This window comes from Paenibacillus sp. 2KB_22 (assembly GCF_052115745.1).
Taxonomy (GTDB): Bacteria; Bacillota; Bacilli; order Paenibacillales; family Paenibacillaceae; genus Paenibacillus.
The window spans coordinates 1-15,956 of sequence record NZ_JBFRHG010000012.1 but is presented as its reverse complement, the minus strand read 5'-3'; the positions used below and the strand labels follow the sequence as shown (position 1 = coordinate 15,956).

Below are 15,956 nucleotides of genomic sequence, written 5' to 3'. Positions count from 1 at the left end.
TTGTATCACGTATCATCCACAGTCTCATTTGCGCGGGCATTCTGCAGTGTACGTACTTCTTCTTGCAATCGTTCAAGTTCTTTTTGCATACTACGCAAGGAGTCAACGACCGGATCGGGTAATTGTTGACTGAGGCGATCTACCCGTCGGCCATCCTGTTTAACAATTCTGCCCGGTATACCTACCACGGTACTATTGGAAGGGACCTCCTTAAGCACAACGGAGTTCGCTCCAATGTTGCTTTGATCCCCCACGCTAAATGAACCCAGCACCTTTGCTCCAGATGAGATAACCACATTATTACCAATGGTCGGATGTCTCTTTCCTTTTTCTTTCCCTGTTCCGCCAAGCGTAACCCCCTGATAGATAACAACATCATCGCCAATCTCACATGTTTCTCCAATAACGACGCCCATTCCATGGTCAATAAACAACCGATTCCCGATCGTAGCTCCAGGATGTATCTCAATCCCTGTCATAAAACGGCTAACCTGCGAAATGAACCTGGCCACCGAGAACCATCTTCGCTTGTATAAAAAATGAGCCATCCGGTGTGCCCATATCGCATGCAGCCCTGAGTAGGTTAGTACCACTTCAAACCAACCTCGGGCCGCCGGATCGTTTTCAAACACCGCCTGGATATCTGATCTGATCTTCTTGAACATGCTCGTTCCCCTCTTGTTCAGGTTCCCGTCCTCCGGCTTACCGGACGGCGCGTTCCTTGGTAGTGTACTGCACACTCGCCTAAACAAAAAACGCCCCTGCAGCATTTAGCTGCAGAGGCGTTTATCGCGGTCCCACTCTGCTCGGTCCATTCTTAAATAGAATGAGCCCTCAAGCGGTTTGGTAACGGAAACCAATCGTCACAACCTATCCTAACGTTTTCCCATGTCATGATCGACAAAGGCGGGGCTGGATTCGGCTGTGCAGCTCACGGGCGCATTTCGACTGATGGACAGTGGATGGTTCACAGCCACCGCAACCAAAGAAATCTTTCTTTGCTGCGGGACCATCCTCTCTGAATCTGTCCGGGTCAGTCTACTCCTCCCGATCTTTGCTGTTCTATTAGATAAATCATATCAATTATTCGTTGTGTTGTTATTATAGCGAAAAGGCCTCAGACTGACAACAGCCTCCTACGTAATCCATACATCATAGGACTGTGTTCAGATTCCGATTAAACGGAATGCCCTCGAATAATCTTATTTTACTTGCGCGAGCAATCGTTCGATCACCGTATCACGACCCAGAAGCACGATCGTTTGATTCAGATCCCGTCCATGCGTCTGTCCAGTCAAGGCTACACGAATTGGCATAAAGAGCTGTTTGCCCTTAAAGCCCGTTTCTTTCTGTACTTCTTTGATCAATGCAGCCATTTTGCTTGGCGTGAACTCATCACTTGCCTGCACTTTATCCGCAAATGCCTTCAGTACGGTCGGCACTTGCTCTTCAGCGAGAACCGCGGCACCTTCACTTTCCAGCTCAATCTCCGAACGGAAGAACACTTCGGACAATTCGACAATATCGGAGGCAGAATTCATCTGCTCCTGGTACAGGTGTATCAGCGTATAAGCCCATTCTTTTTGTTCAGCAGACAGCTCGGAAGAAATAAGTCCAGCCTTTTGCAGATGCGGAATGGCCATTTCGGCAATCCGTTCCGGGTCAGCATTTTTGATATAGTGGTTGTTCAAGTGAGCCAGCTTGTGCGTGTCAAATACCGCCGGGCTCTTGGACAGACGTTTCGTATCAAAAATGGAGATCAGTTGCTCTTGCGAGAAGATCTCTTCCTCCCCTTCCGGCGACCAGCCGAGCAGGGAAATGAAGTTAAACATCGCTTCAGGCAAATAGCCGAGCTGATCATACTGCTCAATAAACTGAATTACGGATTCATCCCGTTTACTCAGCTTTTTGTGATTTTCATTCACGATCAGCGTCATATGACCGAATTGCGGTGGCTCCCAGCCAAGCGCTTCATAGATCATCAGTTGACGCGGCGTGTTCGAGATGTGATCTTCCCCACGCAGGACGTGGGAGATCTTCATCAAGTGATCATCCACAGCAACAGCATAGTTGTAAGTGGGAATGCCGTCTTTTTTCACAATGACGAAGTCACCGGATTCCTTGCTGTTGAACGAGATTGTACCTTTAACCATGTCGTCAAACGTATATATGCGTTCTTCCGGCACACGGAAACGAATACTCGCTACGCGACCTTCCGCTTCAAACGCACTAATCTGCTCTGGAGTCAGGTCACGGTGTTTGCCCGAATAACGCGGCGTTTCTCCACGTGCTGACTGCTCCTCGCGCTCTTGCTCCAATTCTTCTTCCGTGCAGAAGCAAGGGTACGCCAGACCTTTATCCAGCAATTCCTGCGTATATTTACGATAGAGGTCCAGACGTTCCGTTTGACGGTATGGTCCGTATTCTCCGCCCACATCAATGCTTTCATCCCACTCGATTCCGAGCCATTTCAGGTATTTCAGCTGGCTTTCTTCACCACCGGCAATATTCCGTTTTACGTCCGTATCTTCAATACGAATAATGAATTTACCGTTATTATGTTTGGCATATAGATAGTTAAACAGCGCCGTACGGGCATTCCCGATATGCAGGTGTCCTGTTGGGCTCGGCGCGTAACGCACACGAATTTCCGTGCTCATATGATCCCCTCCGTCACGAATTAATTGATGATATCACACACGAACCAGGCAAACAACGGATTGAGCGGCAATGCCCTCTCCCCGTCCCGGGAATCCCAGTTGCTCTGTCGTAGTTGCTTTCACGTTCACCTGTGTTACATCCGCTTCCAGTGCCTTGGCAATAACCTCAGCCATCTGTGGGATGTAAGGAGCCATTTTCGGCTTCTGGGCAATAATCGTTGAATCGATATTTCCCAGCTTATATCCGCGATCCTTCACAAGCTGCCAGACATGCTCCAGCAATTTCAGGCTGTCGGCATCCTTGAATTCCGGATCGGTATCCGGGAAGTGCTTGCCGATATCCCCAAGTGCCAGCGCACCCAAAATGGCATCACTAATCGCGTGCAACAGCACGTCTGCGTCCGAGTGACCCAGCAGTCCTTTTTCATAAGGAATCGTTACTCCGCCAATAATACACGGGCGTCCCTCTACCAGCTGATGTACATCAAATCCCTGTCCTACACGTATCATCGCTTCTTCTCTCCCCCCAACAAAAACGCAGCGTATTGCAAATCTTCCGGCGTTGTTAATTTGATATTGGTATAATTGCCTTCCACAACCTTGACCGACATACCCTGACGTTCAGCCAGCATAGCGTCATCTGTTCCCAGAAATCCGTCCTGCTCGGCTGAATCGTAGGCGGAGAGCAGGGAAGAAAGACGAAAAGCCTGCGGGGTTTGAATGCTCCACAGACTGCTGCGATCTGGTGTCGCCGTAACGACTCCCTCCGCATTCACTTGTTTGATCGTATCCTTCACGGGAACCGCCAGTACAGCTGCTCCACCACCGGATGTGGCAGCCGCCATGCATCCCTTGATCTGCTCATGGTTCACAAAAGGACGTACCCCGTCGTGAACGAGAACCCAATCCGTCCCAAGTGCCTCAAGGCCTTTATGGACAGAATGTTGTCTCTCTTTCCCTCCGGGGATAACACGGACACGTGAATCCAGTTGGTATTCTTTTACCCAATCCTGGCAGCGTTCAACATCTGCAGCTCCTGTGACCAGCACCATCTCGCGGATCTCGTCCAGCGCAGCAAATACCTCAAGCGTATGTATGAAAACGGGCTTGTCCTGCAGCAACAGAAACTGTTTGCTCTCGGTCGTCCCCATCCGGGTTCCGCGACCTGCTGCCACAATGACAACGCCCCACCCTTTATCCATGCCGCAATCCCTGCCTTGTCTGTCAGTTTATCGTCCAAAGATATACAATATCATTCAACGATACACTACCCATCATACCGCTTTATTGGGCTTTTTCCAACAGTTTAGGCTTGGCAAAAATCATTCGTCCCGCTGAAGTCTGCAACACACTGGTCACGAGCACTTCCATCATCATGCCGATATACTCGCGTCCGCCCTCCACAACGATCATCGTGCCATCATCCAGATAGGCTACACCTTGACCATGCTCCTTGCCATCCTTGATGATCTGCACCATGATCTCCTCACCTGGCAGAACAACCGGCTTCACCGCATTGGCGAGATCATTAATGTTCAACACAGATACACCTTGGAGTTCGCACACTTTGTTCAGGTTGAAGTCATTGGTGACCACTTTGCCCTGAAGCACTTTAGCCAGTTTAACCAGTTTGCTGTCCACCTCGGAAATTTCCTCAAAATCCCCTTCGTAGATGAGGACTTTTACATCGAGTTCCTTCTGGATTTTGTTCAAAATGTCCAGTCCACGCCGTCCTCTGTTCCGCTTGAGCAGATCCGATGAATCGGCAATATGCTGCAGCTCCTCCAGAACGAATTCCGGGATTACAATCGTACCTTCAATAAATCCGGTTTTGCATATATCAGCGATACGCCCATCGATAATAACACTGGTATCCAGAATTTTATGTTCTTCCATCCGTCTATCTTCGTCCACCTCGGGATGACCCCATCGCCCAGACATCCAGAAGGCCCCCAGATCGTCTTTCTTCGCCATGGCAAGGGTGTAGCCGGAATAAGCACTAATCACCGTCAGCGCCACTTGCAGCACTTCTCCTGCCGTTCCCATCCATCCCACAACAGGGTAGAGCAACAAGGCCACCAGCAACCCAGCAACGGTACCTGCGGCACCTGCAGCCAGTTCGTTCATAGGTACTTTTGCCAATGAATCGATTCCACTATGCAGCCTGTCTGCCATCAATGTTCCACCAATATTACATACAGCCATAAACATTACAGCTCCCAGCAGCGTCGATATACCAGCTCCCAGTAATCCTGCGGACTGAATCCACTCCGCCATCCATGGGACCGATTTTCCTGCCAGATGATATGCCGTGTAGCCGAACCATGCACCGCACAATCCTGTAAAAGTTAAAATGCCTTTTTTCCACATTAGTCCCTGCACCTCCTTCAATGTATCTTGATCTTGATATCCAGTATGATCCAATTCCTGAATTGCTAATCCCTTCCGGAAGAACTTTTTGGAAATGTTGCAATCGTCAGTTGAAAGTAGGTAAATTATTGGCATATAATGAATTCAATTCATATCCCGAGGTGAGTGGCAAAATGAGTACGCTAAGTTTACAGGCTTTCCAGGATCAAGTTTCTGAACTGTTGCTGCGTCATCGCAGCCTGATTGATGTACTGTCCAAAACGGGACAAGCCGGAGCGTCTGTTAACCGTGCCGTGTCCAAAGCCATTACCGAATGCGGCTGCATCGAGCTGCACGCCACCAAGCAGAAATATGCCCCGGAGAGCGACATCGCTCAAACCAAGGGTTTGCTGGAAACGCATGTGGAGGGTGAGTTGTGTGAGAACTGCCGAGAGGTCATTAGCTCTGAGCTAGGGCGGAACCTGTTCTACATGTCGGCTCTCTGCAATCTGCTGGACATTAACATGGAAGAGGTCGTAAATCACGAATCACAGAAGTGTTCAACGTTAGGGATGTTTAATCTGTCGTAAGAAGATATGTATGTCGTTCGCAAGGGTTTCTTTTACCGTAAATAGATCTGAACAAACAAAAAGCACGCATTCTCCAGTTCAGGAGAGTACGTGCTTTCTTTGTATATTGTCTGTCACCAAGGCTACTTAACGATCGGAAGGACGGGAAGATTTCTCATCCTTGCGCTTTTTCGCCCGACTACGCGAGGCCGCTGTTCGCACGTTATGCTTCATTCCATACAAGGCGTATAACACCAACGGAATAAAGATCAATTTGGATAACTGCTCCGGGAAAATCACGGCTACGGCTATGGCAAATAACACAACCCATGGGGCAATCCAGATTGCCTTGCGTGGCAACCCGACCTTTTTGAAATTGGGATATTTAAGCGAACTGACCATCAGATACGATAAAAGCAACGTAGCAATCATCATGCTGACCGGACCGATATCCTTGTTAAACAAAGACAATGTGGCCAGCACTCCGCCGGCTGCCGGAATCGGCAAACCTGTGAAGTACCCGGGGATTCCCGGACGGACATTAAATCGGGCAAGACGAATGGCTCCACAGATCGGAAAAGCCGCTGTTGCAATCCAGGCGAGAATCGGCATCGAATCTTGAAACGACACCATAAATATGATCAGGGCTGGTGCTGCACCAAAGGAAACCATATCAGACAAGGAATCAAGTTCTTTGCCGAATTCGCTTTGGGCATTGAGTGCACGTGCCACTCTGCCATCCAGACCATCCAGCAGCATCGCTACAATGACCATAATGGCAGCCAAACTGTAATTTCCATCAATCGCAAGCAAAATTGCCATCATTCCAAGAAACAGATTACCCAGGGTAAAGAGATTCGGAATGAATCTGGTTAGCATCGTTGTTTCACCTCATCCATTTCAAGCCTTATATAGGCAAACCCTTACATCTGTCTGTCGATAAACATCTGCTCCTGCAAACGTTTGAGGCCTTCCTTAATGGTCCGGGCACGAACTTCACCAATACCGTCCACTTCGTCCAGTTCTTCAATTGTAGCCATAATAACATGAGGCAATTGTTCGAATTGATCCACCAGGTTATGGATAATGACATTGGGCAGGCGGGGGATCTTATTTAATACCCGGAATCCGCGAGGTGCAACCGAATCCTCTGACGTGGCCGCTGATGAAGGATAACCGAGCAGACGGACAATGTGGTGTGCATCCAGCAATTCATCGTCCGACAATCTTTTCAGTCCCACGATAATTTCACGGATTTTGTCATCACTGTCGTCACGAGCATAGTCTTTGTACAACAACCAGGCTTCTTCTTCCGTTGTACCCACAAGCTCTTCCATTTGCATGGAAATGAGTCGTCCCTCATTCCCGAGTTCATGAATGTATCGTTTGATTTCCGTTTTGATCCGCATCACCATTTCGGTACGCTGAATCACATTAACCACTTCAGGAATCGTCACCAGTTCCTCAAATTCAGAAGCACTCAGATTCGTAAGGGACTGTGTTAATACAGCTTTGTATTTCTCCAGGGTTTGAATCGCTTGATTCGCTTTGGTCAAAATAACCCCGATTTCCTTGAGGGAATAACGAAGTGTTCCCTGATACAAGGTAATGATATTCCGGCGCTGTGATATGGATACGACCAATTTACCCGTTTGCTTCGCTACACGCTCCGCCGTCCGGTGACGAATCCCCGTCTCTGAAGAAGAGATCGAGGAATCGGGAATTAACTGGGTATTGGCGTAAAGAATACGCTTCAGATCTTCGCTAAGAATGATGGCTCCATCCATCTTGGCGAGTTCGTACAGATAGTTGGGGGAGAAATCACAGTTAATCGAGAATCCCCCATCCACCACTTCCATGACTTCAGGGCTGTATCCTACAACAAGCAGTGCGCCCGTCTTGGCGCGCAGCACATTTTCCAGACCTTCGCGGAAAGGTGTACCTGGTGCGATCAGCCTTAATAATTCATTCATATTATCCAGTTGGCTCGAATCTTTCATCTTGTTATGCCCCCTAATCTAAAGCAACCGCTAGTGCATCTGCCACGGTATTCACACCGATCAGTTGTATCCCGCGAGGATGTTTCCAGCCCTTTAAGCTTTTTTCTGGTAAAATGACACGCTTGAAGCCCAGCTTCGCGGCTTCCTTCACTCGTTGTTCGGCTCGTGATACGGCCCGAACTTCACCTGTGAGACCAATCTCGCCAAAGATGACGTCATCCGGCTTGGTCGGTACATCTCTCAAGCTGGATGCAATGCTGACCGCAACCGCCAAATCTACCGCGGGTTCATCCAGCCTTACTCCACCAGCCACGTTAAGATATGCATCCTGGGTTTGTAAAAACATGCCCATCCGCTTCTCCAGCACTGCAATGATCAGATTTAATCGATGCAGATCTACCCCTGTTGCCATACGGCGGGGGGAAGGGAAATGAGTGGTCGAGATCAACGCCTGCAATTCCACGAGCAGAGGACGTGTGCCCTCCATACTGGCAACTACCGTAGAACCCGCTACACCCAGTGGGCGTTCCGACAAAAACAGTTCAGACGGGTTGCCCACCTCACGAAGTCCATCCTCGCCCATTTCAAAAATACCAATCTCATTGGTGGAACCAAAACGGTTCTTCACCGCACGCAGCAGGCGATACGTATGATGGCGTTCTCCTTCAAAATAAAGCACGCAATCCACCATATGTTCTAACATACGTGGACCGGCAATGGCACCTTCTTTGGTAACATGCCCCACAAGAACCGTTGCAATGCCTCTACCTTTGGCAATCCGCATGAACCTTGACGTACATTCCCTTACCTGTGCTACACTACCCGGCGCACTGGTAACTTCGGGAAGATACACCGTCTGAATGGAGTCGATGACAAGAAAATGCGGCTGGATCTGATCCACCGCTTCCTCTACACGTTCCATATTGGTTTCACACAGCACATACAACTCGGCAGAGAGTGCCCCGAGACGATCTGCCCGCAATTTGGTTTGCTTGACTGATTCCTCACCGGAAACATATAACACACGTAAACCCGAGTGCGTCAAAGCATGGGACGTCTGCAACATCAACGTTGATTTACCGATACCTGGATCTCCACCCACCAGAACGAGTGAACCTGGAACGATTCCGCCACCCAATACCCGGTTCAACTCTCCGATTCCAGTCTGTACACGCGGTTCCTGACCGCTATCTATATCTATGATAGGAAGCGGTTTATCTTTACTGTCAAACAGAGGAGAATTTCTCCCTTGTGTTTTGACCACCGTCTCTGTTTCTTCCACCATTGAATTCCATGACTGACATCCCGGACACTTGCCGTACCACTTGGGGGCTTCATAGCCGCATTCCGTACATTGAAACTTGGTTTTAACTTTGGCCACTTCAGCACTCCTATAATTTAGTTTTATAACAGCATTTTGCATTATTCGACGAATTTTGCCCAAACTCCCTGACGTGCAGGGTTACTAAAAGTTTACCATTGTTTGAGATTTTTCGTAAAGGATTATCGCAAACTTTACACATGTTCCTGACACAATCATGTCCGTCTTCTGTCCAAAATGCAAAAAATCCTCCCCGGCCGAAGCCGAGAAGGATTAAGAATCAAGACAAGCTGGAGTTCAACTCCATAGCTTGCTACATATTATTTGGTTTCGATTTCCTCGTTAGAAGGAACAATCACTTCTTTTTTCGTTACAGACAGTGCTCCGTTCTCTTCGTCAATGAGTAATGAATCGCCCTTGGTTACGTTACCTGTAAGCAACTCTTCAGACAATTTGTCCTCGATATGCTTCTGGATTGCCCGACGAAGCGGACGCGCACCGTAAGCTGGATCGAAGCCGGCTTTGGCAAGGAAATCCTTGGCATTGTCGGTGAGTTCGAAGTCAACCTCGTATTCACGCAGTCGTTTGCGAAGCTCTTCACTCATGAGGGTAACAATCTCTGCAATGTGTTTCTGTTCCAGAGAGTGGAATACGATAATTTCATCAATCCGGTTAAGGAACTCTGGACGGAAGCTTTTCTTCAGTTCATCCATGACTTTACCCTTCATGTTATCATAATCCGCACCTGCATCCACAACTGCTGTGAAGCCAAGTGTAGAGTTACGTTTGATCGCTTCAGCACCCACGTTGGATGTCAGGATAATCAGCGTATTCCGGAAGTCAACGACGCGACCTTTGGAATCCGTCAGACGACCATCCTCAAGTACTTGCAGCAAGATATTGAATACTTCCGGATGTGCTTTCTCGATTTCATCGAGCAGGACAACGGAATATGGTTTGCGACGAACTTTCTCTGTCAGCTGGCCACCTTCTTCATATCCAACATATCCTGGAGGCGCTCCGACGAGTCGGGAAGTCGAATGCTTCTCACCATACTCGGACATATCAATACGGATTACTGCATTTTCATCGCCAAACATCGCTTCAGCCAGAGCACGAGCAAGTTCTGTTTTACCTACCCCTGTAGGACCGAGGAAGATAAATGACCCCATCGGACGTTTTGGATCTTTCAATCCAGCACGTGCACGACGAACCGCACGACTGACCGACTTCACAGCCTCATCCTGGCCGATGACACGTTCATGCAGAATCGATTCCAGATTCATCAGGCGCTGTGTCTCTTCTTCTTTCAGCTTGTTTACCGGAATTCCTGTCCAGTTGGCTACCACTTGTGCGATATCCTCTGGTGTTACTTCGGAATCCGTGCGACCTTGTTTTTCTTTCCATTGATTCTTCGTTACATCCAGCTCTTCACGGATTTTTTGTTCCGTATCACGTAGAGCGGCTGCTTTTTCGAATTCCTGGCTTTGAACTGCAGCGTCTTTTTCCTTGCGGATATCTTCCAGACGGCTTTCCAGTTGTTTCAGGTTTGGTGGGATCGTGTAAGAATTCAATCTTACTTTGGAACCCGCCTCGTCAATCAGGTCAATCGCTTTGTCTGGCAGGAAACGGTCTGTGATGTAACGGTCAGACAGCTTAACCGCCTGCACAATCGCTTCATCCGTAATTTTCACGCGGTGATGCGCCTCATAACGGTCACGCAAGCCGTGCAAGATTTGAATTGCTTCTTCCGGAGAAGGTTGATCTACAGTAATCGGTTGGAAACGACGCTCAAGCGCTGCATCCTTCTCGATGTATTTGCGATATTCATCTAGTGTTGTCGCACCGATACATTGCAATTCTCCACGGGCCAGAGCCGGTTTCAAAATATTAGAAGCATCGATGGCACCTTCAGCTCCGCCTGCTCCAATCAAGGTATGCAATTCGTCGATAAACAGGACGATGTTACCTGCTTGGCGAATCTCATCCATGATTTTTTTCAGACGATCTTCAAACTCACCACGATATTTGGTTCCAGCGACTACTGAACCCATATCCAGGGTCATTACACGTTTGTCGCGCAATGTTTCCGGAATCTCATTCGCAATGATTTTTTGTGCAAGTCCTTCAGCAATCGCTGTTTTACCTACACCTGGTTCCCCGATCAATACCGGGTTGTTCTTGGTACGACGGCTGAGCACCTGAATGACACGCTCAATTTCTTTGCTACGCCCAATGACCGGGTCAAGGTTATTCTCTCTGGCGTATGCCGTGAGGTCACGTGCCAGACTGTCCAGTGTTGGTGTGCTGACATTGGCAGGTGTTCCATTATGGCTGGATACAGCTTCACTGCTGCCAAGCAACTGTAACACTTGTTGACGTGCTTTGTTCAGGCTGATCCCCAGGTTATTGAGCACACGTGCTGCAACACCCTCGCCTTCACGAATCAATCCGAGCAGGATATGCTCTGTACCTACATAGGTATGGCCCAATTTACGAGCTTCATCCATAGACAGTTCAATTACTTTTTTCGCACGTGGCGTATATGCAATGTTGGTAGGTTGCTCTTGGCCGCGGCCAATCAGCGTTTCTACTTCATCCTGAATTTTTTCCAATCCGAGTCCCAGGCCGATCAGTGCTTTGGCTGCGATGCCTTCGCCTTCACGAATGAGGCCGAGCAAAATATGCTCAGTACCGATGTTATTATGACCGAGACGGACAGCTTCTTCCTGCGCGAGTGCGAGCACCTTTTGGGCCCGTTCCGTAAATCTTCCAAACATCATATCTCCTGCACCTCCATGGTTTTGGATAAAACGAGGGTTTCAAACCATCCCCGTCGTATTCTTCATATCATTTTTGTTTGCAGCCGTGCTGCGAATAAAGTCATTCGGCATTCGTACATGCCTTATTATATAAAAGCCGCAATGCGGCATGAAACCATAATTCAATACAATATCAGGCAAGCTAGGACTGCTTAGCTGCGTTGATCGTATCACGAATCAACTGAGCACGATAGATGTCACGCTCATCTGTGCGCATATCTTCCCCATATGTTTTCTGCAAAAATCCCGGCTGTGTCATCACATTCAACTCATTCATTACCGTGATAGACAGTCCATCCAACAAGCCGAGATCCACGCCAAGGCGTACATCCGATAAGCGCTGTGCAGCTTCCTTGGAATCTACAATAGCTGCATGAGACAATATGCCGTAAGAACGCATGACACGATCCGTAATTCGAAGTCTGGAGTCGGTAATTAACCGTTCTCTGGCTGTACGTTCATGACCAATCATCTGTAACACCACACCATGTAGGTTCTCAATGACTTCCTGTTCAGTCTGTCCCAGTGTAATCTGATTCGAGATCTGGAACAGGTTACCCATAGCTTCGCTGCCTTCACCGTATATCCCTCTTACAGTCAATCCCACTTGGGAAACTGCGGTTAAAATACGGCCAATCTGCTGCGTCATCACCAGGGCAGGCAGGTGCATCATGACAGATGCTCTGACACCTGTACCTACATTAGTAGGACAGCTGGTTAAGTATCCTCTGCGATCATCAAAAGCATAATCCACGTGCGCTTCAAAAGCATCATCTATTGCGGAAGCTTTCTCCCAGGCTTCTTTCACCTGGAACCCCGGATAGAGGCACTGGATACGAAGATGATCCTCTTCATTAATCATAATACTGACAGACTCATCCTCACTGAGAATAACCGCACCATTCCTGGATTCATTCGCAAGACTTGGACTGATGAGATGTTTCTCCACCAGCACCCGTTTGTCGAGTTCGTCAATATCGATCAGATCCAAAGTATGAAAATCCCCAAAGGCATGAACGTCATCGTATTGAAGTACTTCGCTCAGCTTATTCAGCACCTCTTCCGATTGCTCATTAGAAGCCAGCATCGGAAACGGAACATGCTGAAGGTTGCGCGCAATCCGGACACGGCTGCTAATGACGATTTCGGAATCAGCCGCATCACTGCGCATCCAGTCGCTGAGCGCCTTCTCTGTAAAGCGCAGATTAGGCATTACGCATCCCTCCTACTCATGACAAACTTTACTCCTGAGCTATTCCTTTTTCAAGTCCTCTGATCTGGTCACGGATCTGAGCTGCCTCTTCAAATTCCTCTTGGGCGATGCTCTCCTGGAGCTCACGCTTCAGATCAGCGATTTGCCGTTTCACCTTAATGCGACCACCAGCTCGTGCAGGTACTTTACCTACATGGGACGTACTACCATGAACCCGCTTGAACAAAGGGTCCAAACGACTGTCAAAATATTTATAACATGAACTGCAGCCAAATCGGCCTATCTTGCTGAATTGTGCGTACGTCATACCACACTCTTCACACTGAAGTGCTTTTGCAGGTGGTGTTCCTGCCGATCCACTTTTGCCGGCTGGATCAAAATCAAGCAACCCGGACAACAAGTTGTGAATGGAAAACCCACCTGCTGTTCCAGGAATCATTTCCCCTTTTTCACGGGCACATGACTCACAAATATGGAATTCCGTCTTCTCTCCATTTACGATCTTCGTAAAATGTAGTGTCGCCGGACGTTTATTGCATTCTTGGCACAGCATAATGATGTACCTCCTTTGACCCCGATAGTTTTCATTTACCGAGCAAAGATATTAACATCGCCTTTAACATTCTGGCACGAATTTGATCCCGGTAAGGAAGTTTGACCAATATAACCTCTCTAGATACAGCAGCTCGCATCAACCCAGCTTCACGCTTGCTCAAGAAACGTGCTTCTTCCAATTGATAAATCAGACCTTCGGCAGCTGTCTGCCCGATCTCATCACCAATACTATGGTGCAAATGATTATGCAGAGCTGAATGGGCTGGTAATTCAATGCGCTGTATGCGAACATAACCACCACCACCGCGTTTACTCTCTACCAGGTATCCCTTCTCGAGTGTAAAACGTGTGCTGATGACATAATTGATCTGGGAAGGTACACATGAGAATTGATCTGCCAGATCATTACGCTGAATTTCAACCATTCCTTCGGGACTTTCATGCAAAATACTCTTCAGATATCGTTCGATAATATCAGAGATATTACGCATCCAATCATCCTCCACTGTCTGAAACGTTAAGTCAATAAGGACCCACACGCCCCCACAGAGTACACCTTCTCTACCCATTTAACCAATAAGGAAAACAGCGAATCTTGCTTCCACAGGTATCAACAGGAGAGCGAAGGAAGCACGAAGGTCCTTTAATATTCCCTTGATCCTCCGATGTAATGAATCCCGTATATTGGCGATCATGCATCAGATTGTAGAAAGAAAGCTACTTAAGTATTAAACCTTTAGTTGACTTTGACTTTCTTTGACTTTATATACATTATAGCATATTTTGTGGGTTTGCCAAGTGGGGTCACTATTCATTTTTTACGATTTTACACGAAATATTCCCCAGACACAAAAAAACCTCTCCAAAATTGCTGGAGAAGTCCATTTGTCTTTCAATCACGCCGTATTTCTATATAAGCTAATCCAGATAAATCGAGCAGTGGGAGTAGTCATCAAAAGAAATCGAGTAAATAGGTTTCCCGTTCAGGAATCGCTTGTTCCAAAGCCTTGATTGCTGTGTTCGGTCCGTGAATTCTTCCCATTCGTGCCATTTCCGTTGGTCTGCGATATCCCATCAGCACCGCAGTAAGGGCTTGAATATCTACCTTAATAGTCTGATCATCAGTAACTGGCTCCGAAGTTTTCCATATGGACGCTGTTCCATTCATTGCTACGTTTAATTGCCATACTCCTTCATTCCACGGAGCGTGGGAATCCTCTACCTGTAGAACAATCTGCACCGGTGAGTCCTGGCTTGCAAATGGATACTGGGATATAAACTGCTCCACACTAACGATACGCGCCATAAAATAAGGTACGATCTCCTGCTGAATCCGCGGGTTATCCAATTGGAAAGCAAGCGTATCACTGGCAGGTGCCTGCAACGTAACTTCCTGGATCATGGAATCATGGTTAGCAATGAAGGTCCACAGTCCTTGCCTAGCCTCTTCGTTCAGATAGATGATCTCTTTAATGGTAAACTTATTTTCCTTAACCTCATATAAAAGATAACCTTGTGCTGCATTAGCTTCATCGTAATATACAGCCTTCTGGCTGCTTCCATTAACCAGAACTGAATTCTCCCACCTTGCATCATCCCGAACCAGAGTTCCGTTATAGCGTTCAGCATAAGCACTGTATACTTCCTTTAATATGCTGAGGCCCGGATCCCCACGCCGAATTGTTCCAGGTGTCGCTTTTTTCAGAGGCAAATGAGCTGTAGGTACTTTATACCGTTTAAATTCAACATACGTCTCCCATCCATACTTTCGATAGAAACCAAAAGAGAATGGATGCAAGAACGATATACTTTGTTTGTTGCGATTCATTTCTTCCAACGCATGCTTTAGTAGACCCGCTACCCAGCCTTTGCGTCTATACTCTGGCCAGGTGGCTACACCCGCAATACCGCCCATCTCGAACGATCTACCATGAATATAGGTTTGAAAAGGAATAATGTGAAGTTTGGCTCCTAGCTGCCCATCCTCATATACACCCCATATATCCTGTGACGAAAATTGACTCCGCCGTTTTTCTTTTTGTTCTTCACTCATTACTGCTTGAAAAGCATATTCGGAGAGTGCCATCGCCGGTTCAAAATCATCTACCGTCAATTTTTGAATTTCCATGTTGTCCTACACCCCATTCATTAGAGTTATTATCAATCCAAATCATGGCCTGATATGTGATATAAGTACCCCTTAGAGTGTGTCAGAGGATTCTTACAAAGTCAAATAAGAGATGCTTTCGCATCCCCTAAAATAAATAAATAAAAACCACCACCGAATAACATCGGCAGTGGTTCTTCGCTTGGCGGCGTCCTACTCTCCCAGGACCCTGCGGTCCAAGTACCATCGGCGCTAGAGGGCTTAACGGTCGTGTTCGGGATGGGTACGTGTGGAACCCCTCCGCCATCGCCACCAAACGCGATTTGTCGAAGCAAAGCTTCTTGAAATCAGATATGGAAC

14 protein-coding genes and 1 rRNA gene are annotated in these 15,956 nt (G+C 47.6%); 1 reads left to right on the top strand and 14 read right to left on the bottom strand.

What is annotated here, in order from left to right; all coding sequences use genetic code 11:
• Positions 1-5 precede the first annotated feature (5 nt).
• The 5 genes from cysE to AB4111_RS29990 form a co-directional block, all read right to left on the bottom strand.
• A complete protein-coding gene (gene cysE, locus AB4111_RS30010; protein ID WP_442034940.1) occupies positions 6-665 on the bottom strand; it encodes a serine O-acetyltransferase in 660 nt (219 codons plus the stop codon).
• A gap of 537 nt (positions 666-1,202) precedes the next feature.
• Entirely contained in the window at positions 1,203-2,660 is a 1,458-nt protein-coding gene (gene gltX, locus AB4111_RS30005; protein ID WP_442034938.1) for a glutamate--tRNA ligase, read from the bottom strand.
• A gap of 33 nt (positions 2,661-2,693) precedes the next feature.
• Entirely contained in the window at positions 2,694-3,170 is a 477-nt protein-coding gene (ispF, locus tag AB4111_RS30000; RefSeq protein WP_017692052.1) for a 2-C-methyl-D-erythritol 2,4-cyclodiphosphate synthase, read from the bottom strand.
• Positions 3,167-3,862: a 2-C-methyl-D-erythritol 4-phosphate cytidylyltransferase gene (gene ispD, locus AB4111_RS29995; RefSeq protein WP_442034936.1), complete on the bottom strand. Its 696-nt coding sequence runs from the start codon at positions 3,860-3,862 to the stop codon at positions 3,167-3,169. The genes ispF and ispD overlap by 4 nt, the downstream gene beginning before the upstream one ends.
• 82 nt (positions 3,863-3,944) lie before the next feature.
• Entirely contained in the window at positions 3,945-5,030 is a 1,086-nt protein-coding gene (locus AB4111_RS29990) for a PIN/TRAM domain-containing protein (protein WP_047841132.1), read from the bottom strand.
• Positions 5,031-5,203: 173 nt separating this feature from the next.
• Here AB4111_RS29990 and AB4111_RS29985 point away from each other — a divergent pair, with 173 nt between their 5' ends.
• The gene (locus AB4111_RS29985; protein ID WP_017692049.1) at positions 5,204-5,599 is read left to right on the top strand and encodes a hypothetical protein; all 396 of its coding nucleotides are present in this window, start codon (positions 5,204-5,206) and stop codon (positions 5,597-5,599) included.
• 126 nt (positions 5,600-5,725) lie between these two features.
• Here AB4111_RS29985 and pssA read toward each other — a convergent pair whose 3' ends face one another.
• The 9 genes from pssA to rrf form a co-directional block, all read right to left on the bottom strand.
• Positions 5,726-6,457, bottom strand: coding sequence for a CDP-diacylglycerol--serine O-phosphatidyltransferase (pssA, locus tag AB4111_RS29980; RefSeq protein WP_017692048.1), 732 nt, complete (start codon positions 6,455-6,457; stop codon positions 5,726-5,728).
• Positions 6,458-6,501: 44 nt separating this feature from the next.
• Positions 6,502-7,578: a DNA integrity scanning diadenylate cyclase DisA gene (disA, locus tag AB4111_RS29975; RefSeq protein WP_062836168.1), complete on the bottom strand. Its 1,077-nt coding sequence runs from the start codon at positions 7,576-7,578 to the stop codon at positions 6,502-6,504.
• A gap of 13 nt (positions 7,579-7,591) precedes the next feature.
• Positions 7,592-8,959 carry a DNA repair protein RadA gene (gene radA, locus AB4111_RS29970; protein ID WP_036671578.1) on the bottom strand — a complete coding sequence of 456 codons (1,368 nt, stop codon included), beginning with the start codon at positions 8,957-8,959 and terminating at the stop codon, positions 7,592-7,594.
• Positions 8,960-9,219: 260 nt separating this feature from the next.
• Positions 9,220-11,682 carry an ATP-dependent Clp protease ATP-binding subunit gene (locus AB4111_RS29965; RefSeq protein WP_442034934.1) on the bottom strand — a complete coding sequence of 821 codons (2,463 nt, stop codon included), beginning with the start codon at positions 11,680-11,682 and terminating at the stop codon, positions 9,220-9,222.
• A 181-nt stretch (positions 11,683-11,863) separates the two neighbouring features.
• The gene (locus tag AB4111_RS29960) at positions 11,864-12,934 is read right to left on the bottom strand and encodes a protein arginine kinase (RefSeq protein ID WP_442034933.1); all 1,071 of its coding nucleotides are present in this window, start codon (positions 12,932-12,934) and stop codon (positions 11,864-11,866) included.
• Between the two features lie 28 nt (positions 12,935-12,962).
• A complete protein-coding gene (locus tag AB4111_RS29955) occupies positions 12,963-13,487 on the bottom strand; it encodes a UvrB/UvrC motif-containing protein (RefSeq protein ID WP_253441190.1) in 525 nt (174 codons plus the stop codon).
• Positions 13,488-13,518: 31 nt separating this feature from the next.
• Positions 13,519-13,980, bottom strand: a complete 462-nt coding sequence (locus tag AB4111_RS29950; RefSeq protein ID WP_253441191.1) for a CtsR family transcriptional regulator — start codon at positions 13,978-13,980, stop codon at positions 13,519-13,521.
• Between the two features lie 461 nt (positions 13,981-14,441).
• Positions 14,442-15,617 carry a GNAT family N-acetyltransferase gene (locus AB4111_RS29945; RefSeq protein WP_442034930.1) on the bottom strand — a complete coding sequence of 392 codons (1,176 nt, stop codon included), beginning with the start codon at positions 15,615-15,617 and terminating at the stop codon, positions 14,442-14,444.
• 179 nt (positions 15,618-15,796) lie between these two features.
• Positions 15,797-15,913 (bottom strand): 5S ribosomal RNA (gene rrf / locus AB4111_RS29940).
• Positions 15,914-15,956: the final 43 nt, after the last annotated feature.